This is a genomic window from Paenibacillus sp. FSL R5-0490, assembly GCF_001956215.1.
Lineage (GTDB): Bacteria > Bacillota > Bacilli > Bacillales > Cytobacillaceae > Cytobacillus.
The window spans coordinates 124,079-144,594 of sequence record NZ_MRTQ01000003.1; the positions used below are offsets into that span (position 1 = coordinate 124,079).

Here is a 20,516-nt window from a genome sequence, read left to right on the forward strand (position 1 = left end):
TTTTGCAATATAAGGAGTGTGCAGTTTGAAGGTAAAACGGCTGGCGTTATCGACCATTATTCTTACCTATATTTTAATTGTATTTGGCGGGTATGTCGCATCTTCGGAATCAGGTATGGGGTGCGGACCTGAATGGCCTTTATGCAATGGGATGGTGATCCCGGTATTGGAAGGAGATACATTAATTGAATTTACTCACAGAGTTATTGGTGCAGTACTTGGAATAATGACAGCTGTATTGTACTTTAGAATTCAAAAATCAAATCAGGTGCGGGAACTTGATAAAGCTTCTAAGGTGCTTATTCTGCTTTTATTAGTTCAAATTTTACTGGGGGCAGCTGTGGTTTGGATGGACTTGCCTGCTATAATTGTGTCTGTCCACCTGATGGTAGCGATGGTTTTCCTTGCTGCGCTAATCTGGATCTGGCGACGTGCTGATGAACAGCCATCATGGATTAAAACAAGAAGAGACCGGAGTGTTCAAAACAAATTTAAGACAGTTTTATTACTGCTGCTTGTTACTTTATTTCTAGGTGCTTATATTAAGCATGAATCATTCGGATTGGCCTGCAGCTGGCTTGAATGTACAAATGGCTTTATGCCAGTATTTTTTCCGGAAATGATTCAGACCGGACACAGGCTTTTGGCAGGAGTTTTGGCCTTTTACATATTTTTTCTTACATATCTTTCATTTAAAAACAGATGGGAGGCTGGATTGCAGAATCGGCTTATGGCTGCCTCCCTGCTGGTTTTAGGTCAAATCTTAATAGGTATCCTCACAATTATAAGCTACATTGAAATATCCTGGGCAGTTCTGCATCTTGCTTTTGGAACAGCATTATTTGCAATTGTTTGTGAGGCTGGAGTATTTGCATCAAATTCCAGCAGAATCAATAGGTTAGGGGAAAAGAGCAGTAATCCTTATTACGGATAATAGCCATACTCAAAAAAGGCAGTCAGGTGACATGCCTTTTTTGTTTTTTGTTATTTTTGCAGATCTTTTTTAGTAATTTCGCTTCTGATATCTGCTACTCTTGAGAACTCTGCATCCTGCTTTTTATTATTTGGATATTTGTTTTTTCTTTCGCGGTTGTCATTTTTGTTGGTCATAGGTCTGCCTCCATTGGTAATGTGTGTTTAGGTGAGTGAAAGACCGGCCCTAGGACAGGGCCGGTATCCCAGCAAGCAATCTTACTGATTTTGCTGGTTTTTAAGCTGCTGCTCTGCCATCGCGACAAGTCGCTTTGTCATTTCCCCGCCGACAGAACCGTTTGCTCGTGCGGTTGTATCAGCACCAAGCTGAACTCCAAACTCATTGGCAATTTCCTGTTTCATTTGATCCAATACAGTTCCTGCACCGGGTACCAAAAGTTTGTTTCTTGCCATGATACATCACTCCCGACGATAATTTGAGCAAATAAATGCTCGTTTTTAACTTAACCGATTAAAGAACAGCAGATGCAACTATAAAATTGCCAATCCAAATAATTTCATTATGTAAGGTTTTATAACATAAAAATTATAAATCTTCAAAAAATTTATTGACATCGGTGTAAAAAAGAGTAAAATAAGGATTAAATTTAAATTATGTAAGGAAATATAACATGAATCTAATTGTTATCCTTACATTAATAGAAAAAGGGAGGAATTACATTTGGAAGCCACATTTTTAATGAATAGTCTTTGGGTAATGCTGGGAGCCATTTTAGTCATTTTTATGCTTGGCGGTTTCGTTATGCTTGAAGCCGGTTCGACCAGGATGAAAAATGCGGGGCATATTGCCGGTAAAACGATTTTTACCTTCGGTTTATCATCATTGGTATTTTGGGCCATTGGCTTTGGTTTCATTTTCGGCGATGATGCAAATATATTGGTTGGGTTATCAAATTTTTTTTACTCAGGTGCTGAGCTTGAGGGAATGAGCTTATCTTCTTCTGTATTCTTCGTATTTCAGATGGCATTTGCCGGTATTTCCATTACGATTGCATTAGGCGGCTTTGCTGAACGTGCAAAACTTTCCGTTTACCTCATTTTTACCGTACTTTTTTCTGCTATTGTTTATCCTGTCGTCGCACATTGGATTTGGGGAGGAGGCTGGCTTGCTGAACACGGCAAGCAGGACTTTGCTGGTTCAACAGTTGTCCACTTAACGGGTGCTATGGCAGCGTTGGCAGCTACGATTTTACTTAAGCCCCGAATTGGAAAATTTAATAAAGATGGTTCCGCTAACAATATCTATGGCCATAACCAGGTATATACAGCCTTGGGTGTGCTGATCCTGTGGGTTGGCTGGTTTGGGTTTAACGCCGGCAGTACTTTGACTGTGGAAGATGGTTTTTTTGGATTTGTAGCTCTTAACACAAATCTTGCTGCCGGAGCAGGAGCAGTTGCTGCACTGATTATTTCATGGATGGTTATGGGTAAATCCGATGTTCCCACAATGCTTAACGGTGCCCTGGCAGGTCTGGTCGCAATTACGGCTTCCTGTGCTTTTGTTGATACATGGGCGGCTGTTGTCATAGGGTTTGTATCAGGAATCCTTGTATTCTACAGTGTGCGTTTCGTTGAAAAGCGAAAAATCGATGATCCAATCTTTGCTCTATCTGTTCATGGTGCTGCCGGGGTATGGGGAACATTATCTACTGGATTCTTTGCTGCACCTGAATTGGCATCAGTCGGTAAACCTGGGCTGTTTTATGGGGGAGGTTTTGAACAGCTGGGAGTACAGTTTATGGGTGTCGCTGTTTCCGGCCTTTATGCTTTTGCTGTATCCTTTATAATTTTGGCAGCTGCCAAGAAGGTATTGAATGGACTTCGGGTAACAGAGGAAGAAGAAATTATGGGATTGGATTTAAGTGAACATGGAAGCTATGGATATCCCGAAGTCTTTATGGCTGATGAAAACAAAAAGTTAAGCTCGTAAGCAAGACTGGAGCTTCTTTTAAAGGAAGTGCCTGGATGGAATCAACATTTAACTCTTATCAATCCCTAAAAAAGTGGAAAGAGGAACAGATCTTAAAATACCGCTCAGATATCAGCGCTCTGAATGATTTTCACGACATTATCATGAAAGCAGTTATTCGTATGGCGTTGGAAAGAACCAAAAAAATTGAAAGACCATCCTCATGGAAATTTGCCTGGTTCACAATGGGAAGCTCGGGGAGAAGGGAGCAGGGCTTTCTGAGTGACCAGGATCACGGATTGGTGTTTGAATCAGGGGCTGCTGAAGCGGAAAAGTATTATTTAGAGCTGGGGAAGGAAGTTTCAAAAGGTTTACAGTCTGTTGGCTATCCATTTTGTGAAGGAAATGTGATGAGCTCTAATCCGCTATGGTGCAAATCACTTTCTGAATGGAAAGAACAAATCCATGCATGGATGCAGGAGGAGAGTCTGCAGACGATCAGGAATCTCCATATTTTCTATGACAGCAGAGTGCTGGCAGGAGAGGAAGCGTATATAGCAGAATTGAAATCCTTTATTCACGTGAATCTCCAAAAAAGCCCGCATCTGCTTACGAGAATGGTGGAGACCAGCATGCATATGAAAAAATCAGTAGGTCCATTTGGCCAGCTTTTGGCAGAGGAAAAGGGAAGCCATCAAGGGGAGCTGGATCTAAAATACGCTGCATTTATACCTTATGTAAATGCCGTAAGAATTCTTGCTGTGAAGGAAGGAATTCTGGACACATCTACTATTGCCCGAATGAATAAGATTATGAACATAAATGGCTATGGGGGATTGGGTAAATATCGAAATAATTTTGCTGTCTTGTTAAAATGGAGGCTTCAGACATACAGGCAAACAGATGCCTATGATGATACTCATTACATTCAGCTTAAAACCTTATCAATATCAGAGCGAAATGAACTGAAAGATATTTTAAAGGATGCCAAAAAGCTTCATCAATTTGTGGTCAGGACCATTCAAAAGGGTGCAGGTTAATGAGGTTCCATCCTTTTGTCCAATTTGTCAGAGGTATTCAGGGCAAACTTCAGACTAACATGTTAGGTGGAATGAATGGTCAAAATCCGCATCATTTAGCATTTATTAGACAAATGCAGAGGGAGCTGCAGAATGCTGATTTAATGCCTATCCCCTTAGGGAATTTGAATGTGGCTGTCTTTGATATTGAGACAACTGGATTTTATCCGGATAAAGGGGATCAAATTATTTCGATTGGTGCGGTTAAAATTACTAGCGGGAAAGTCAGTGAAGACAGTTTTTATTCACTTGTTCATTTTGATAAGCCTCTTTCAAGTGAAATAAAGGAGCTGACAGGTCTATCTGAGGCTGATTTAGAAAAAGCTCCTCCCCTCTCGGAGGTGTTGATTAGCTTTCTTGAATTTGTAAAGGAAATGCCGCTGGTTGCCCATCATGCAAACCACGAAAAAAGCTTTATGCAGTACAGCAGCTGGAAGCTTTTTCGCACTCCATTCAAGCACAGGATATTAGATACTTCCTTCCTTTATAGGATAGCCGATCCTAATAAACCATTAAGAAAATTAGAAGACCTCTGTGAATTTTATGGCATCCCTGTTAAGGGCCGCCATCATGCTCTGGGAGATGCAAAGCTGACAGCTTTCCTGTGGTGCTGCTTAATCGAGGAAGTTCATAAATCAGGGTGCTCAAACTTAAAAGAGGTTTACGAGCGCCTGGCCAGGTTAAGGTAACACAAGGAAGGTTGGACGGGAGAAGATGAAGCCAACTGAGGTAACTTCGGACACAAATCAAGGTTAAAGGAAGTTTGAGTCTGAAGCAGGAGGAACTTCGGACACAAATCAAAGGTTAAAGGAGGTTTGAGTCTGAAGCAGGGGCAACTTCGGACAGAAACCTGATTGTTAAGGAGTTTGAGTCCGAACCCCGGTCCAGGCAGTCATAAAAACCCTTCCATTTAATCAAAATCAAAGCCCCAATCACTATGAGATTGGGGCAAATTTGGTTTCTAAGCGGAGCAAAAAGCACAAAATTCCCCCTTAGAATTCCCCATCAAATGGAGTGAAAGGGATGTTAAGTCTATTCTCAACTGCTCTTAGTCTTTGGTTTAGCCGATTCAGCCTTCGTGTATGGCGGTCAACGGTCTGATTTAGCATTCTGACCTGATCAGTCAAATTGACCAGCTGCCTGTTAAGGCGGGTAATCTCTCTGGATTGATCCTGATTTTGCCTTTCCAAAGCGGTAACTCTTCTCTCCAGCTGCTGGGGCTGTCTTTCCGTATCATATTGTTCGAACTGCTGAATTTCATATTCTGGGGTGAAGTGGGCTGCTGGCTGAGGAAGATAACCTTGATAATAGCCATATGGATACATTGGGCACTCTCCTTTTATGCAAAAATCCTCAAACTCCCTATAATCTATGCATAAATGGGCGGAGAGACACGGCAAATGCCTATTTTATTGGCGGGTTGCTGCTTTGTGGTCTATATTATCTTAAAAGAGAAGGTTTAAAACGGCCGCCTCTGTTTACATAAAAGGGGGGACTTTGCTGATTTCCGAAACAAGAGAAGCAAGTGACTGCATCTGCTGGTCATCGAGGTCAAAAGCAATTTTGATCTTGTTTTCCAGATCAGCTGTTACTCTTCTCTTGCCCACCTCAACCAGAGCTATTAAAGAGAAGCTGCAGCTGACAACTCTTGCGAAATCACGCTGTGTCATGTTATAGCTCTTTCTGATTAATTTAATAATTTCTTTGTTCATTCTAATTCATCCTTTAACAATTCACCCATTTTTCAGGGCTATGTTTTTTGTCTTATAGCTATAAAATTAGCATTGTGATATAGGTTTGTCAAAGTAATTTAATAACAATGGAAAAGCAGTTTAATAGATTGCTGGAGGTATAATAACTAAATAAGAGGATAAAAAGAAAATAGAAAGGAGCTTTGCCTGTTGAATATACTTTGGGATTTTGATGGCACTTTATTTGATACATATCCAGCTTACACAGCGATCGTGAGAGAGGTTATGAATGATAAAAAGGTTTCCGATGAAAAGATTTTTTGCCAGCTAAAGGTTTCTTTCAGCGATGCATTTCAACATTTCAAGTTAAATGACGAACAAATAAAAACAATCAGGATGAGGGCGAGACAGCTGCGTCCAAATGATTTAAAGCCTTTTCCTGATGTGGAGCAGGTATTAAAGCAGGCTGATAAGAATGTCATCATGACTCACAAGGAAAGAGATGATGTTCTTTCTATATTAACCTTCCATAAATTAGATGGATACTTTACCGATATGGTAGCAGGAGACGATGGCTATCCCCGCAAGCCTCACACAGCTTCTTATGAATTTCTGCATGAAAAGCATAAGGTTGATTTAGCAATAGGTGACAGGAAAATAGACATCCTGCCTGCAAAGAAACTTGGCATCAGGACCTGCCTTTTTCAGAATGAAGCTCCTGGAGCAGATTATTATCTGAACCACTATAGAGATTTCAATAAGAAAATAAAGCTATATTAGTAAAAAGCCTGGCACTTTTGGGTGCCAGGAGGTTTTCTTTAATATTGAATTGGTCCTTCATAGCAGCATGTGTTTCTTTACGTTCTTGTTCCATCGTCATATTTATCGCCAAACAGCTTTTTCTTTTTTATTGTTTCAAAGTCTGCTTTGTACTTTTCCTCTGTTGATGAACTGCTCTTTATTTTTGATCCGTTTTTTTCTTCTTCCTTCTCCTGTTTTAAGTCTTCCATTGGTATAGGATCAACATTTTTTTCGCTCTCATACTTATCGAATAAACTTTCCTTCTCGGTTTTATATTGCTCGGGATTATCCATCTTTCCATCCTGAATGTTTTTGTCAGCCACTGTTATTCACCCTCCTTATTTCCTGTTTTCTTCCTGAGGTTTCTCAGGCTCTCTTTGGGGTTCGATATCTCTATCGTTTTCTTTCTTTTTATTTTGTTCTATCGAATTATTTTTTTCTGAATTGTTATGATCAGCCATAGTTAAACCCTCCTTTAACTGTTAGTATTCATTACCCTCTGGCAGTGGAGTAAAACCTAAATGACGGATTGCAAGAGTTTAACTGTTTAATCCGAAAGAGGAGAAATTGCTCTGTAAGGCCATAAAAAAATGCACCTTCACTCTTGTGTGAGGTGCATTTTTTACCGCTTTAGGCAGCTTTTAGGTTGGGGTTATTCTTGCGCAGCTGCTTTTGTTTAAGGATTTGATAAACATACCAGCCGGTAATTAAGAGGGTTATGACTGATCCGATTATCATTGATAGTTGATAATCCATTTTAAAGCCTTCAGGGGCATAGAAGATATAGGTGGATACTACACCAGTCATAAACAATGCAGGAACACCGCTAATCCAATGGAATTTGTTGTTTTTCAAAAGATACATAGTGGCTGTCCAAAGCATGACCGCTGCTGTAACCTGGTTTGTCCATCCGACATATCTCCAAAGGAATGAGTAATCGATGGTTGCCAGATATAAAGTAGGAAGAGCCACAGGTAAGGTGGTGATGACAGCCTTCCATTTCCCATCCATTTTTAGTAAAGATGAAAGTGATTCTGCCAGCATCATTCTTGAGGAACGAAGGGCGGTATCGCCTGTTGTAATCGGCAGGATGATTACTCCTAGTATAGCAAGGATTCCACCCAGCGTACCAAGGAGGCTGCCGGAAATTTCATTAACCACTCCCGCTGGACCGCCAGCCGCTAATGCATCTTGAAGACCTCCAGTTCCACCGAAAAGGGTCATGCCCGCTGCTGCCCAGATTAAAGCAATAATTCCCTCGCCAATCATGGCGCCATAGAAAACCTTTCTTCCATCACTTTCCTTTTTTAATGTACGTGAGACAATCGGACTTTGTGTTGAATGAAAACCTGAGATCGCTCCGCAGGAAATGGTGACCATCAGTAATGGCCAGATTGGCAGTTCACCGGGATGAAGATTAGACAGTGTCACATTCGGTATGGATTTTTCGCTGAAAAGCAATGCAACTGCAATGGATACTGCCATAAAGATTAATATTGCTCCAAATAGAGGATAAATCTTTCCTATAATACGGTTTACAGGCAAAACAGCTGCAAGGATAAAGTAAGCAAAAATAATGAGCAATGATGCCATAAAACTTAAGGGAGTTATACTTGAAATCAGCTGTGCCGGACCGGCAGTAAATGCAGCGGCAACTAAAACCATTAAGAGAATTGAAAATATATTAATGAACGTTTTGGCCGGTTTTCCTAAATATCTTCCGACAATGCTTGGAAATTGCTCTCCTTTATGCCTAAGAGAAAGCATCCCTGAGAAGTAATCATGAACCGCCCCGGCAAAAATGGAGCCGGCAACAATCCAGATAAAAGCTGCGGGCCCGTATAATGCACCCATAATTGCACCAAAAATGGGACCTAGCCCAGCGATATTCAACAGCTGAATCAAGCTGCCTTTCCACCAGCTCATCGGAACAAAGTCCATTCCGTCTTTTTCCGTATAAGCAGGTGTAGGGCTGCTGTCATTTATACCAAATATGCGCTCTACTATCTTGGAATAAAAGGCATAACCTGCAATCAGCAAAACAATCGAACCTAGAAAAGTCGCCATGAAAAAATCCCCCTGTTGTAAATAATTATAAGTATAATCTGAAACTTAAGAATATGTTGAATATTGTACAAGGAAACTGGAATAAAAAGCAAGCTTATTTCAGAAAAAAAGATATTTTCCGATAATAATAACTTGGATTGGATAACGTGATGGAAGTCAAATAATGAAGGAACCCTCCTGCAAATGAAACCATAAGCTACTATAAGTTCATTTGAAGGGGGGAAGACAATGATTATCCTTTCGAATAATCAGAATAAACCGGGGGGTTCCAGTTTTTTTGGAGTTCAGCGTGAAATTTATCTGGCGCTGGAGAGCAGTCCCGAGACTCATCAGTACGATTCAATACATGAACTGCTATTTGATATTCTTTTGAGGGAGAATATTATCAAAGCAGCCAGGCAGCTTCATGGGAGCCGTGTGGAGTTTGCACCCTTTAATACATCACGCTTTAATTCGCGCATATGGAGAAGGACCAAATATGGATACCTGCTGGATCCATCTGTTTTACCGTCCGATGCAATCATGGATGTGTTTACGAACAGCTGGGAATATGCTTTTGAATGTACAACAGCCATTGTGCTGATTTTTTATAAAGCTGTATTGGACTCCATTTCTGTCAGCCGCTTCAATACACTATTTCAGGGACTTCTTGTATGGGATTGGAATTATGATCACGATCTGTCGATTGTTACCAAAAGAGGCCGGAATTTCATACCTGGTGATGTAGTTTATTTTTACAATCCTGATTATGATCATCCAGTTTGGACAGGTGAGAATTCCGTTTATTTGGGCGGGGGCATGTTCTTTGGGCATGGAGTAGGAATGGAAAGCGAAGCAGGGATGATAAGAGCTCTTAACACGCTTAGAAAGCCAGGTGCTACAAGGGATGCTTATCTCATTTCACAGCATAGCCGATTGAACGTGAAGTATCTATCCCAGTTTGCCAAGCGGCCATTATCTATAGTGTGAAACGCAATAAAGCTGACATTTCAATAGGGTGAATCGCTTATTTTTCAGAAGCCATTCACCCAGAATTATCCTCAATTGTAGTATATTAAGACGATTTTACTCATACCTCGATATTTGTATCCTAAAGAAGGCATATTTCCTGAGAATGTGGGAAAACAAAAGATAATGATTATAGATATATATACACCAAATTACTTGATGTTTAAACATTAAAGGAGACAGAAATATGAAATTATCCCAGGTTATTAATTGCCTAAAGGATAGCGGGGAGATGGGTGTACTTACAGACAATCCTGATATTACAGGGATTGAAATGGATTCACGCAAAGTGGGGAAAGGAAGCCTTTTTGTTGCTATTAAAGGTTTTCAGGCAGATGGACATGACTTCATTGGACAAGCTGTTGAAAATGGGGCGGCTGCCGTAGTGGGTGAGGAAGCAATTGAGTTAAATGTGCCTTACATAAAAGTAACGGACAGCAGAACCAGTCTGGGGAAACTGGCGAATTGCTTCTATGATCGCCCATCAAGAAAGCATAAAATAATAGGTATTACAGGAACTAATGGGAAAACGACCACTGCCTATATTTTAAAGCATATACTGGAGACTGCAGGCAGGACCTGCTCCCTCTTGGGTACTGTATCAAACCTTATTAATAACAAGGAATATAAGACCTGCAACACGACACCGGATGCCTTGCAGATTCAAAAAATGCTGAGTAAAAGCCATGATGAGTTTGTCGTTATGGAGATTTCTTCTCATGCGCTGGAACAGTCAAGAACTGAAGGTCTGGAATTAGACTACGCGCTATTTACTAATCTGGCTCATGACCATCTGGATTATCATGATAGTATGGATCGGTATTTTTATGATAAAAAGAAAATCTTTACCTTGTTAAAAGAAGACGGTAAAGGAGTCGTCAATCTTTATAATTCATGGGGAGAAAAAATGGCAGGGCTTCTGCAAAATGAAAAGATTCCGTTGATTATGCTGGGTGATGAGAAGTGCTGCTCAATAAAAGACACTGCTATAAATGGGAAGACTGTTTTTATTCTCGAGGTGAGAGGGAAATCGTTTGAAATTGAATTTCCTCTTCCGGGCCACCATAATGTTTATAATGCAGCAATGGCTTTTTTGACAGGTATTGAATTGGGGATAGACCCGGAAGATATGATTAAGGCTTTGGCTTCATTTCCGGGTATACCCGGACGTTTTGAAATGATTATTCATCCATCAAGAGCTAAATTTGTCGTGGATTATGCTCATACAGTGGATGCGTTTGAATATTGTCTGGACACTGCGAAGCAGCAGGGGGCTGAAAGAATCCTTCAAATTTATGGATTCCGGGGCGGAAGAGATCAATCAAAACGTGTGGATATGATTAAAGTTTCGGCAAAATACTGCCATAAATTTTATTTGACCGCTGATGACCTCAACGATGAGTGTGAAAATGAAATGTTAAGCCAATTAATTTCTCTGAACAATGAATATGGAGACGGTAAGGGTGAAGTGATCCCCGACCGGACATTGGCTATCCGGAAAGCTTGGGCTGAAGCAAAAGAGAATGACTGGATCTTTATTACCGGGAAAGGTCCTGAAGCTTATCAACAATCTTTTGCTTTACCGGCAGATAATGATTTGGAAACCTTAAAGCTGCTGAATACCGGAAGAAAACAGGCAGTCTTATAAAAAAAGGGTGCAGACCATGACTTGGTCTGCACCCTTTTTGTCTATTCAATAAGGTCTAAATAATCAGCTACAATTCCATCCAGTGGAAAATGCTTTAATTTATCTGCTTCTTTCTTGGAACGCACAGTCCAGGCAATTGCTTTCATGCCATTTGCATGTATTAAATCGATCACGCGCTTATTAACCACCGTCCACTTAGGATTCAGGTAGCTTGCATATTCGGCAATATTTTTTATCTCCATTTTGTCAGGAGGATAGTTGATTAAGATGGCGACAGGGATTTCCGGCATCAGTTCATGAAATAATCTCATTGAAGCAGTTTCAAATGACTGCACAATAATATGGTCTTGACCTTTTGAATCAAGTTTTCTTTTTTTTAGTTCCTCGGCGATCATCTTTTCAATGCCCGGATATAGGGATGGTTTCTTTAACTCAATTAAAAGCCCGACACGATCCGCATATTTGTCCAAGACCTCTTCAAATGAAGGGATACAGGCACCGCTGAATTTTGCAGAAAACCAGCTGCCGGCATCCATTTTTCTGAGCTCATCAAAGGTAAAGTCAGAGACTTTTCCTTTATGGTCAGTTGTACGGTCTACAAGGGAATCGTGAATCACGACCAGCCTTCCATCCTTGCTTAATTGCACATCAATTTCCAGATAATCTGCTCCCATTTCGATTGCCCGGTCATATGAGGGAAAAGTATTTTCCGGGCAGTAGCCGGCAACTCCCCGATGGCCAATTCTTTTTATCATATGTGCATTATTTGCTATTTTCTTAATGCCGAAAAATGAAATAACTGTAGCTAAAGCTGTAAAAATCACATTTTTCATTACCTTCAAAGTCATTTCTCCTCGCCATTTTTGCTCATCTTATAGGATATGAAAACATTTTGTCAACTGCAGAGGATTACCAAGTTTTGATCCTGTTTATTCCCAATCCTCATAAACAATTGTACCGCCAGTCAAATCCAGGGTATTTCTTTCGCCTTTATAAAAAAGTTTTCCTTCTTCTTCAACTATAAGGTTTTCATATGTAAATACACTCTTTCCGGAAGGAAGCTGGATGATGATTTTCTCACCCAGTTCTTTTTTGGGGGCTTCTATAGTAATGAGGCTTTGAGAATAAAAATATAATGCTGTAAAGACAGCAGCTAAACATCCCAATAGGACAATTGACACCAGCATAAATTTGCTCTTAGGCTTCTCCATATGCAATTCAGATCTTGTCATGATTCCTATCCCTCCGCTAACCAGATATATTGGTTTATTCCACCATTTTTCACCATTTAATCCTCAAAAGGATTTTAAATCCTCAAATATGGTATGCAGGAATAGTAATGAAAATGACTATAATTGGGTGAAAGTTAGACAAGCAGAAGAAGCAGCAGTGTCAATTGGGAAAATTAAGAAAAATGAAATATTTTCTGGCCTTTGTCCGTATATAAATTAAGCTTTAATAGTAAAAAGGAAGGAGGCACGGGATTGATAGCCTGACTATAAAAATGAATAGGATGGTTTGGCAGAAGCAGAGGCAAAGAGAAAAATTGCCGAGGCATTTGAACAGTATGGCCAGGCGGCTATGATGGATATGGTCATTAACATGCTTCCGGAATATGCGAAACAGCTTGCTAGCCCGTTATCGAATATTGATAAGATTACAGTGGTTGATACAGGGGTGACTGCACTAATGGCGGTGCCAATAAAGTAACCGGCTATGCCGCCAACCTGATGTCCACTATGCAGGAAAGCCTGAAAGCTTCATCCGGCATTGACGTGAAGGAGCTTCTCCAAATCATTTCAGGCAAAGGAAGCGTCCGCCAAAGCCTGGAGCAGCTGACTGAGGAAATCAAAGAAAAAGAACCCGTCCAGACCGCTAAGTATATCCAGGCCACTCTCTCGCTCATAAGAAATAATGAAATTGCCTATTTTTATCTGGGGAGATAACCTGAAAATGCCGTTATATCAACAAAAAATAGAAGCCTTCACACCGAAGGCTTCTATTTTGCGCAGAAAACTGTGTATTCGTCTATCGCACAATCTGGGTGAATTGAATAGGATATATTGAATCAAACAAAGGAGGTAATTGACTATGTCAGACGGTTGCGGATACGGCGGCGGTTTCGCCCTTTTAGTTGTATTGTTTATTTTACTGATTATTATCGGTGCTTCTTGGGGTTACGGTGGATTCTACTAATAAAATATGCAGACAGATTTAATTGGCAAGGGAGGGGATTTTATAATGTATGGCTACGGATATGGCGGCTGCGGATACGGTGGTGCTGGATATGGCGGGGGCTTTGCGCTAATTGTGGTTCTATTCATCCTATTGATCATCGTAGGTGCTTCTTGCTTTAAGTGGTAATAGATTAAAAAGAAAAGCAGGGGAGCCTGCTTTTCTTTTGTATGCATACATAACAGTGTTTCCAAAGATGCCAAATGGGGAAAAGAAGCAGCATAAAAGAAATAGGGAGGTTTGCAAAATGGATGAACTTAAAACACAGGATCGGGAAAACACTATGAGGGAAATTTACTCCATATTGGAGGGCGGCCTTCAGCGGGAAATGCATCAAAATGAATATAAGCTTGTTTCCGAGTGGGTAAGCGGTTTTAATCTGGAGGAAAGAGCTACGATATTAAATATGCTCAAGGAGCTTACCAATAAACATATCCGAATTGATTAATGGTATCCGGGGCAGATGCATGTATCCGATTGCTGAACATGAGCCTATTGACAATAAAAGCCAGAAGCTTATATACTACAATCAAACAGGTTGAAAGGATGATTTAGGGGCATGAAGTTATAATCTTATTTTTTCTGGTATCTTTTTATATTTAAAAAGTTTATCCCGGAGAACATAGGATTAGTGTGCCCTTTTTTAATCATTCCTTATCGGAAGTGATGTCTGCTTATTTGTCTTTAAGCGGATTATATTTTATTTAGGCGCGCGTTTTTTATGTATTTGCACCATGTCCAATGATGGGTGCACAGTCCTCTCCGGGTATGGGGAGGTTTTTTTATGTGTGCAAATAAAATCAGCAATCACCACAATAACGGTATACCGGTTATCATGGCCAGGGATCTTCAAAAATCATTCGGAGATAAAATGGTTTTTTCTAATTTGGAATTCGATATTTATCAGCAGGATCGAATTGGTCTTGTTGGCTTAAATGGCACAGGTAAGACTACATTGGCCAATATTTTATTCGGCAGTATCCAGGCGGATAAAGGGACAATCGAGCGGATGAAGGAGCCATATAGAATCGCCTATCTGCATCAGTCAGCAGATTATTCTGTGAGTGATATTCATGCTCCTGACCAAAGCCCGGAAGAAGAAATTGTCCGTCAGGCAAGCAGATTAGGACTCTCAAAACTCCGAGAATGGAAAACGGAAAGGCTTGATTCTTTAAGCGGGGGAGAAAGATTGAAGCTCTCCTTAGCTAAGGTTTGGTCATCAAAACCGGATATGCTGATTTTGGATGAACCCACCAATCATTTGGATTTACAGGGAATCGAGTGGCTTATTGGGGAGATTGGCCAATTCTGCGGTCCTGTCATGGTCATTTCCCATGACCGTCACTTCCTTGATCAGGCTGTCCGCAGGATTTTTGAACTGCAGGAGGGCATTTTAACCATGTATGACGGCAATTACACAGCCTACCGGGAACAAAAACAGAAAAATTATGATGATCAGCTTCATCAATTTAATGTTCAGCAAAGAGAGATCGATCGGATCGAAAATCAGATGGCCAATTTAAAAAAATGGTCAGAAAAAGCTCACAGGGAATCAACTAAGGGCGGAAGTCCTTCTGAAAATAGGCAGATGGGCTTTAAAGAATACCACAGAGTGAAGGCTAAAAAGATGGATCAGCAGGTGAAGTCAAAAATGAAAAGGCTTCAGCAGGAACTGGATAAAAATAGAATTGAGAAGCCGGCAGAAGAGGCAAAAGTGCACTTTCAATTTGATTCAGCAGGCAAACGGGGAAAAAGGATCATTGAAGCTAAAAACCTCTCAAAAAGCTTTGGAGATCGGACTCTTTTCAAGGATAGCCAGTTTTATATAAAGCATGGCGAAAAAATAGGGATTCTTGGATCAAACGGGACTGGCAAGACCACTTTTATCCGTATGCTGCTGGAAGAGATACCCCCTTCTGATGGGGAACTCTGGATTAGCAGCACTTTAAAGATTGCCTATTTAAACCAGGATATTAATGATTTACCGTTAACCAAAAACGCCATTGAAGCACTTGATCTCAGCGAACGGGAGCAGATTTACAGGGCAAGGACCCTATTGGCAAATCTGGGTATGAAGGAAGCGAAGTTAACTCAGCCGATTGGACAGCTGAGCATGGGGGAGCGAATCAGGGTGAAGCTCACAGACATGCTTTTAAAGGAATATGACGTCCTAATATTAGATGAACCGACTAATCACTTGGATTTGCCAAGCAGGGAGCAACTTGAAAAAACGCTCAGGGAATTTTCAGGTACACTTATCATTATTTCGCATGACTTATATTTTTTGGAAAAATTAAGCACAAGATTGCTTGTATTTGAAAAAAATAAAATCACCAGATTTGATATGAACCTGAAGGAGTATCGTATGAAATCCAGAAGGTCCCAGCAGGAAAAAGCTCATGATTCCACAAAAGACCGGATCATGGTGATTGATAACCGCATCAATGCGATTCTTGGAGAACTCAGTCTGCTTGTTCAGGGTGACAGCAAATATGCCCAATTGGATAAGGAGTTTAATGGCTTAGTAAAAGAAAAAAGAACATTGTTAAATCAATAAGTGCAAAAAGGCAGGCCCCAATAATAATGGGCCTGCCTTCACATCTGATTTACTTCTTTTTAGTGCTGTTATTATTCTTCTTTTTTGCATTAATCCACAGTTTTCCATCTGCTGTCTTGCGGGCTTCATTGCCGTAGTCATCCATCACTTTCACTTCAATTTCGGCACCAGGTGCTTTTACATTTGAAGTGGCAGTATAGTAGCCGACATAATGGCCCGGGGAAGTTTCCATCATTGGAAGCTCAGTTGCGTTATTCAGGTGGCCGCCAGCATTTGTTAAAGGCATTCTGATGGCAAAGGTAGCTTTTAACCCTGGTTCACTATCAAATTCGATTTTTACCGATTCGCCTTTTTTAAGCTCCTTGTCTTCTGCAGGAAGAAGATTTTCTATGGAAGGAGCTGTATATTTAGCATCGACTGTGATTGTTTTCTCTTCGCTGTTTTTCGCTTTATCCTGTGCTGTTACTATAATGGTGTTTTCACCTTCATCCAGCAGGATGCGAAGAGAGTATTCACCGTCTGTAACCTTTGCTGTCTGGCCGTTTACTTTTACCCAATCAAGGTTATCGTCAGAAACGGTTCCCTTAACAGTGACTGTTTCTTTGTTTGTTTTCGATTTATCTGCAGGGCTTGTAATGGACAGTTCCGGTTTTGTTTTATCATATATTACTTTTACAGGTTCAGAAGCATCAGTGGACCCTGACTCTGTTGATGCTTTGGCAGTAAGTGTGTTTTCCCCTTCAGTAAGTGAAATCTCTGCTGAGAAAGTGCCTTCGTCTGTACTGCCAGCCGATGCGACTTCTTCTCCATTATTAAATACTTTTACAGTAGTTGTAGGAGCGGAAGTACCTTCAATAGTAACTTTACCCTGGTTTGTAAATGTTCCATCCGCTGGTGAAGTAATGACAGGTGCTGTAACTTCATAGTTTACTGTCGCGCGAATCATATAGTTACCTTCATCTTCAGGCGACGGTGACCAAGCTCCGCCTACAAGCTGCCAGCTGCGTCCTGCATACTCTCCATCCTCATCTGTGCCAAGGCCAGGAGCATTAGGATTTGGTGCTGATTGGATATAGACCATATAGAAGTCGCCATTTGTAACGATTCCTTCGTCACTAAGATCTACATGTGTCCATTCACCGTTTCTTAATGCTGTTGCTTCAAATGGGCCTGCAAGTTTCTTGCCTGGGGCTCCGTCCGGTCCGCTCGCATCGTATACTTCCACTTTGAAGTCTGTACCGCCCGGAGTCGGCCAGCTTGTATCCCAGAAGCGGAATAATCCGCCGGTAACCATTGCGCTGTCATGGCCGGATGCAAGGGACATTTTAACTGCCCAGCCATTGCCGGCATCGTAGAATGCACGAGCATTTTCAGCTGTGCCATCATCATATCCGATTTCACCCGGATATCCGATAAATGGCTTAAGCTCAATGTTTTGCTCAAGAGTTGAGCCGCCTTCGATCGTGATGCTCTGCTCCTTGCTGTAGTAGGAAGGTGCCATTGCTTTTAAAGTGTATGTGCCTTCATAGGCTGTGAGTGTATATTCACCGTTTTCATTTGTTGTTACTGGCTGTACTGCCGCATCTTCAATTAAAAGAAGCGTAGTATTTGCAACAGGCTCTCCAGTTGCTTCATTTGTCACAACACCTGTGACAGTGCCTTTTGGTATTTCCTCAAGGACGAAATTTGCAGTCGCTTCTCCATCCTGCGGTATATTTACATTTTGTGTTTGAGAACGATAGCCGTATGCTTCCGCTTTTACAGTGAAATCACCTGAAGCATGTGTCATTTCAAAAGATCCGTTTTGAGGATTAGTAAATACGGACCTGCCTGATTCCAGCACACTTACTTCGGCAGTAAGCGGAAGAAGATCAGGTGCCGGCTGATGCTGTTTCTCATCATCTTTTGCTGGTGCATCCTTTTCAGGAACAATTTTATCAGGATTTACCTTTTCCTTCTTTAATTCTGCAGAAGGTTTATCCTTGCTGATGCCAAGCTGTGCTTTGCCTGCAGGTTCAGCTGGAGTATCAGATAACCTTACATCATCAATATACCAGCCTTGCTTCTGAACAGAGCCATCTGTAGTTACATTGAATGCTACATAAATTCTCTGTCCTGCGTATGCACTTAAGTCTACTTCTGCATTAACCCAGTCTGTTGTATTGCCGTTTACGCGCAGAGCCTGTTCCCAGTTTTCCATATCGGTTGATACAAAAACGTGACCATAATCATAACGGTTTTCAAGCTCGTGCCATTGCTTAAATTGAAGGTAGGCATTTCCTTCCGGCAGGTCAATAGGAGGCATCTGCAGATTCATGTTTGCTCTATTTGCATAGTTGCCGTCAAGTTTAGTTGCATATACCTTTTCCCCGGATGCTGCATTGCCAGGACCTGATGATGGAACTCCCCACTCCCAGCTGTTTTCCGGTCCATACGAAGTCCAGCCGGCCGGCTGTGATTCAAAGTCCTGAGAATAGCCAATGCTGATTCCTGGTCTTACCGCCACTTCATAGGAGTCTGTTTCAGTTAAATTCCCGCCAAAATCATTGATCTTCCATTTATAAGTTACAGAAGGTTCAGCTATGTCTTCTCCAGGAATAACTGCCTGGTAAGTACCATCTTTATAGTTGCCGTCTGTTCTTTCGGCCTCAATGGCGGCCCAGTTGCCGTCAGCTTTTAAGTATTCAAGATCCACTCTTGTGACGCTTACATTATCTGATGCAGTCAATTCAAGTGCGAGATCCATTCCTGCATATGTTTCCTGAGGTGCTTCATGATTGGCTTCAGGAGCTTCGGAGTCATCTCCTTCTTTTGCAACCTGGCCTTTAATTTTTCCAAGACCGGTCAGTACGGAAGAAACCGCATCGAAGGCATTTACGAGTCCGTATCCAAAACCATTATTTGGTGTCTCAGGATAAGTACCATTTGTCAAAGGAGTAGAGGTGGTCAGCAGAATTTCCTCCATCTCTTCAACAGTCAGACTTGAGTCAACCTGGCGGAGCAGCGCGGCAACGGCAGAAACATGCGGCCCAGCCATGGAGGTTCCGTTCCAGCCGCCTTCATATCCGCTTCCGGGAACTGAGGAACGTATGTTAACTCCTGGTGCAGATACATCAGGCTTAACTTCTTGGTATGGAGATGGCCCTTGCAGTGAAAAGCTTGCTAAGCCATTGTTAATATCAGTCGCACCAGTAGCAAATGATTCCGGGTAGTTTGCTGGTGTTGCAACTGAACCAGGTCCGCCTGGATTAAACAATGTAGTGTTTCCTGCAGAGAATTCCGGGAAAATTTCAGCTGCACGCCATGCCTGCACCATTGGACGATACCATTCATCCAGTCCAGGTCCGCCGCCCCAAGAATTATTGACAACATCGGGTGCTTTTTCAGGATGCGGATTTCCTTCAGCATCCTTTGGAGCCAGGATCCATTCACCGGCTTCAAGAAGGTCTACATCAGTTCCGCCGTTTGCAGTAAAGGCTTTTACTGCGATCCATTTCGCACCAGGTGCAACACCGATCTGATTGCCTCCATTCGGCTCGGCACCAACCATAGTTCCAGTTACGTGGGTTCCGTGACCCTGATCATCGTAAGGAACTGTCTGCCCTGCAGTGGCATCAAACCAGCTGAATTCATGTACTGGAGAATCAGGCTGTGCAGGGTTATAGCCCCGGTACTTTTCTTTTAATGCCGGGTGGTTCCACTGAACACCTGTATCAATAGATGCAACGACTGTACCGGATCCATCAATTCCCATCTCCCATACAGCAGGAGCTCCGACGCGGTCGATGTTCCATTCGATCGAGCTGGTTTCTGCTTGTGTTTTAAGAGATTTTTCTGCCTCTTTAACAGGTTTATGAAGCTGTCTTGTTTCATTTGGAAGAATCTTTTCTACTTCAGGGAATACTGCGATTTGCTCCATAACGTCTTTAGTAGCTGTTACTGCAATTGCATTGACGATGTAGAAGGATTGAACATCTTTTGCCTTGCCGTCTTTTTCCTGTTTTTGAAGAAAATCGGCGACATGGCCTTGAGTTTCAATAGCTGTAGATCTTAGTGAGGACAGGACTGCAGAGCGTTTCATGTATTTTGATTTAGAGGCTGTCAGTTTTTGTGATGCAGCCGCTTTTTCAGCCTTCTTGACTGCTGCTGAAGTATCGGCCTGTTCTTTGAATTTAATCAGGAATGTTACTTTATCTTCTTTGTCAAATTGTTTAAGCAGTGAGCTGTTAATTTTACTTTTTGCTGTCTGAGGAGCAGCTTTCTTAACTGAAGTATGCGGAGAGCTCTTGCTTTCTGCCGACCCTATGCCTGGGAACATCAGCGGCAAAATCAGAAAGGCTGTCAGCATCACATACAGAATGCGATTCAATGATTTTCTTTTTCTTTTCAAAAAATTCCCTCCTTGTTTTGTTAATTCATTTAAATTGCTGGTTTGCAATGAAGAACTCAACCACCTCCTATGGGTACTTTCCAAAAATGGAAAACCCTGCCGTTATCCTGTACTTTAGCTAAATTAAAGGCTGGAGAT

General features: G+C 41.5%; 21 protein-coding genes and 1 pseudogene. 12 read left to right on the forward strand and 10 right to left on the reverse strand.

The window, feature by feature from the left end:
• Positions 1–16: 16 nt before the first annotated feature.
• Positions 17–934 (forward strand): COX15/CtaA family protein, encoded by a 918-nt coding sequence (locus BK139_RS03610; protein ID WP_483310640.1) that lies wholly within the window; start codon positions 17–19, stop codon positions 932–934.
• A gap of 50 nt (positions 935–984) precedes the next feature.
• Here BK139_RS03610 and BK139_RS24275 read toward each other — a convergent pair whose 3' ends face one another.
• Both BK139_RS24275 and BK139_RS03615 read right to left on the reverse strand, forming a co-directional pair.
• Entirely contained in the window at positions 985–1,110 is a 126-nt protein-coding gene (locus BK139_RS24275) for a hypothetical protein (protein WP_286147838.1), read from the reverse strand.
• Between the two features lie 81 nt (positions 1,111–1,191).
• Positions 1,192–1,386 (reverse strand): alpha/beta-type small acid-soluble spore protein, encoded by a 195-nt coding sequence (locus BK139_RS03615; protein ID WP_076256841.1) that lies wholly within the window; start codon positions 1,384–1,386, stop codon positions 1,192–1,194.
• A 268-nt stretch (positions 1,387–1,654) separates the two neighbouring features.
• Here BK139_RS03615 and BK139_RS03620 point away from each other — a divergent pair, with 268 nt between their 5' ends.
• The 3 genes from BK139_RS03620 to BK139_RS03630 are packed head-to-tail and all read left to right on the forward strand — an operon-like array spanning position 1,655 to position 4,670.
• Positions 1,655–2,923, forward strand: a complete 1,269-nt coding sequence (locus tag BK139_RS03620; protein WP_076256843.1) for an ammonium transporter — start codon at positions 1,655–1,657, stop codon at positions 2,921–2,923.
• 35 nt (positions 2,924–2,958) lie between these two features.
• Positions 2,959–3,942: a DUF294 nucleotidyltransferase-like domain-containing protein gene (locus tag BK139_RS03625; RefSeq protein ID WP_076256845.1), complete on the forward strand. Its 984-nt coding sequence runs from the start codon at positions 2,959–2,961 to the stop codon at positions 3,940–3,942.
• Positions 3,942–4,670 (forward strand): exonuclease domain-containing protein, encoded by a 729-nt coding sequence (locus BK139_RS03630; protein WP_076256846.1) that lies wholly within the window; start codon positions 3,942–3,944, stop codon positions 4,668–4,670. The genes BK139_RS03625 and BK139_RS03630 overlap by 1 nt, the downstream gene beginning before the upstream one ends.
• A gap of 303 nt (positions 4,671–4,973) precedes the next feature.
• Here the strand turns inward: BK139_RS03630 and BK139_RS03635 are convergent, their stop codons facing one another.
• Both BK139_RS03635 and BK139_RS03640 read right to left on the reverse strand, forming a co-directional pair.
• A complete protein-coding gene (locus BK139_RS03635; RefSeq protein WP_076256848.1) occupies positions 4,974–5,306 on the reverse strand; it encodes a hypothetical protein in 333 nt (110 codons plus the stop codon).
• A 153-nt stretch (positions 5,307–5,459) separates the two neighbouring features.
• Positions 5,460–5,693, reverse strand: a complete 234-nt coding sequence (locus tag BK139_RS03640; RefSeq protein WP_076256850.1) for a helix-turn-helix domain-containing protein — start codon at positions 5,691–5,693, stop codon at positions 5,460–5,462.
• 189 nt (positions 5,694–5,882) lie between these two features.
• Here BK139_RS03640 and BK139_RS03645 point away from each other — a divergent pair, with 189 nt between their 5' ends.
• Positions 5,883–6,452: an HAD-IA family hydrolase gene (locus BK139_RS03645; RefSeq protein WP_076256852.1), complete on the forward strand. Its 570-nt coding sequence runs from the start codon at positions 5,883–5,885 to the stop codon at positions 6,450–6,452.
• 77 nt (positions 6,453–6,529) lie between these two features.
• On the opposite strand, the gene BK139_RS03650 is transcribed toward BK139_RS03645, so the two are convergent.
• From BK139_RS03650 to BK139_RS03660, 3 genes are all read right to left on the reverse strand, one after another.
• Entirely contained in the window at positions 6,530–6,796 is a 267-nt protein-coding gene (locus BK139_RS03650; protein ID WP_076256854.1) for a hypothetical protein, read from the reverse strand.
• A 15-nt stretch (positions 6,797–6,811) separates the two neighbouring features.
• Entirely contained in the window at positions 6,812–6,934 is a 123-nt protein-coding gene (locus BK139_RS03655) for a 3-methyladenine DNA glycosylase (protein WP_076256857.1), read from the reverse strand.
• Between the two features lie 169 nt (positions 6,935–7,103).
• Positions 7,104–8,540 carry a carbon starvation CstA family protein gene (locus tag BK139_RS03660; protein WP_076256859.1) on the reverse strand — a complete coding sequence of 479 codons (1,437 nt, stop codon included), beginning with the start codon at positions 8,538–8,540 and terminating at the stop codon, positions 7,104–7,106.
• A gap of 228 nt (positions 8,541–8,768) precedes the next feature.
• On the opposite strand from BK139_RS03660, the gene BK139_RS03665 reads away from it, so the two are divergent.
• A complete protein-coding gene (locus tag BK139_RS03665; protein WP_076256861.1) occupies positions 8,769–9,509 on the forward strand; it encodes a protein-glutamine gamma-glutamyltransferase in 741 nt (246 codons plus the stop codon).
• 226 nt (positions 9,510–9,735) lie between these two features.
• The gene (locus BK139_RS03670) at positions 9,736–11,196 is read left to right on the forward strand and encodes a UDP-N-acetylmuramoyl-L-alanyl-D-glutamate--2,6-diaminopimelate ligase (RefSeq protein ID WP_076256863.1); all 1,461 of its coding nucleotides are present in this window, start codon (positions 9,736–9,738) and stop codon (positions 11,194–11,196) included.
• Between the two features lie 41 nt (positions 11,197–11,237).
• On the opposite strand, the gene BK139_RS03675 is transcribed toward BK139_RS03670, so the two are convergent.
• Both BK139_RS03675 and BK139_RS03680 read right to left on the reverse strand, forming a co-directional pair.
• On the reverse strand, positions 11,238–12,044 hold the full coding sequence (locus tag BK139_RS03675) for a glycerophosphodiester phosphodiesterase (protein WP_076256865.1): 807 nt from the start codon (positions 12,042–12,044) through the stop codon (positions 11,238–11,240).
• Positions 12,045–12,125: 81 nt separating this feature from the next.
• On the reverse strand, positions 12,126–12,428 hold the full coding sequence (locus BK139_RS03680) for a hypothetical protein (RefSeq protein ID WP_076256867.1): 303 nt from the start codon (positions 12,426–12,428) through the stop codon (positions 12,126–12,128).
• Between the two features lie 283 nt (positions 12,429–12,711).
• On the opposite strand from BK139_RS03680, the pseudogene BK139_RS03685 reads away from it, so the two are divergent.
• From BK139_RS03685 to abc-f, 5 genes and pseudogenes are all read left to right on the forward strand, one after another.
• A pseudogene (locus tag BK139_RS03685) lies at positions 12,712–13,111 on the forward strand (flotillin domain-containing protein); the annotation flags it as partial.
• Between the two features lie 176 nt (positions 13,112–13,287).
• Positions 13,288–13,392 carry a YjcZ family sporulation protein gene (locus tag BK139_RS03690; protein ID WP_076256869.1) on the forward strand — a complete coding sequence of 35 codons (105 nt, stop codon included), beginning with the start codon at positions 13,288–13,290 and terminating at the stop codon, positions 13,390–13,392.
• Positions 13,393–13,437: 45 nt separating this feature from the next.
• A complete protein-coding gene (locus BK139_RS03695; protein WP_076256871.1) occupies positions 13,438–13,560 on the forward strand; it encodes a YjcZ family sporulation protein in 123 nt (40 codons plus the stop codon).
• A 118-nt stretch (positions 13,561–13,678) separates the two neighbouring features.
• Positions 13,679–13,879, forward strand: coding sequence for a hypothetical protein (locus BK139_RS03700; RefSeq protein ID WP_076256872.1), 201 nt, complete (start codon positions 13,679–13,681; stop codon positions 13,877–13,879).
• 336 nt (positions 13,880–14,215) lie between these two features.
• A complete protein-coding gene (gene abc-f, locus BK139_RS03705) occupies positions 14,216–15,988 on the forward strand; it encodes a ribosomal protection-like ABC-F family protein (protein ID WP_076256874.1) in 1,773 nt (590 codons plus the stop codon).
• Between the two features lie 49 nt (positions 15,989–16,037).
• Here abc-f and BK139_RS03710 read toward each other — a convergent pair whose 3' ends face one another.
• Positions 16,038–20,336 (reverse strand): S8 family peptidase, encoded by a 4,299-nt coding sequence (locus BK139_RS03710; RefSeq protein WP_175609055.1) that lies wholly within the window; start codon positions 20,334–20,336, stop codon positions 16,038–16,040.
• Between the last annotated feature and the right edge of the window lie 180 nt (positions 20,337–20,516).

Excerpts from the sequence above, each read along its gene's own strand:
- BK139_RS03695 (WP_076256871.1), top strand. The coding sequence starts at position 13,438 with ATGTATGGCTACGGATATGGCGGCTGCGGATACGGTGGTGCTGGATAT.
- BK139_RS03630 (WP_076256846.1), top strand. The coding sequence starts at position 3,942 with ATGAGGTTCCATCCTTTTGTCCAATTTGTCAGAGGTATTCAGGGCAAA.
- BK139_RS03615 (WP_076256841.1), bottom strand. The coding sequence starts at position 1,386 with ATGGCAAGAAACAAACTTTTGGTACCCGGTGCAGGAACTGTATTGGAT.
- BK139_RS03635 (WP_076256848.1), bottom strand. The coding sequence starts at position 5,306 with ATGTATCCATATGGCTATTATCAAGGTTATCTTCCTCAGCCAGCAGCC.
- BK139_RS03680 (WP_076256867.1), bottom strand. The coding sequence starts at position 12,428 with ATGACAAGATCTGAATTGCATATGGAGAAGCCTAAGAGCAAATTTATG.
- BK139_RS03690 (WP_076256869.1), top strand. The coding sequence starts at position 13,288 with ATGTCAGACGGTTGCGGATACGGCGGCGGTTTCGCCCTTTTAGTTGTA.
- BK139_RS03710 (WP_175609055.1), bottom strand. The coding sequence starts at position 20,336 with ATGCTGACAGCCTTTCTGATTTTGCCGCTGATGTTCCCAGGCATAGGG.
- BK139_RS03640 (WP_076256850.1), bottom strand. The coding sequence starts at position 5,693 with ATGAACAAAGAAATTATTAAATTAATCAGAAAGAGCTATAACATGACA.
- abc-f (WP_076256874.1), top strand. The coding sequence starts at position 14,216 with ATGTGTGCAAATAAAATCAGCAATCACCACAATAACGGTATACCGGTT.
- BK139_RS03670 (WP_076256863.1), top strand. The coding sequence starts at position 9,736 with ATGAAATTATCCCAGGTTATTAATTGCCTAAAGGATAGCGGGGAGATG.
- BK139_RS03700 (WP_076256872.1), top strand. The coding sequence starts at position 13,679 with ATGGATGAACTTAAAACACAGGATCGGGAAAACACTATGAGGGAAATT.
- BK139_RS03625 (WP_076256845.1), top strand. The coding sequence starts at position 2,959 with ATGGAATCAACATTTAACTCTTATCAATCCCTAAAAAAGTGGAAAGAG.
- BK139_RS03655 (WP_076256857.1), bottom strand. The coding sequence starts at position 6,934 with ATGGCTGATCATAACAATTCAGAAAAAAATAATTCGATAGAACAAAAT.
- BK139_RS24275 (WP_286147838.1), bottom strand. The coding sequence starts at position 1,110 with ATGACCAACAAAAATGACAACCGCGAAAGAAAAAACAAATATCCAAAT.
- BK139_RS03675 (WP_076256865.1), bottom strand. The coding sequence starts at position 12,044 with ATGACTTTGAAGGTAATGAAAAATGTGATTTTTACAGCTTTAGCTACA.
- BK139_RS03665 (WP_076256861.1), top strand. The coding sequence starts at position 8,769 with ATGATTATCCTTTCGAATAATCAGAATAAACCGGGGGGTTCCAGTTTT.
- BK139_RS03660 (WP_076256859.1), bottom strand. The coding sequence starts at position 8,540 with ATGGCGACTTTTCTAGGTTCGATTGTTTTGCTGATTGCAGGTTATGCC.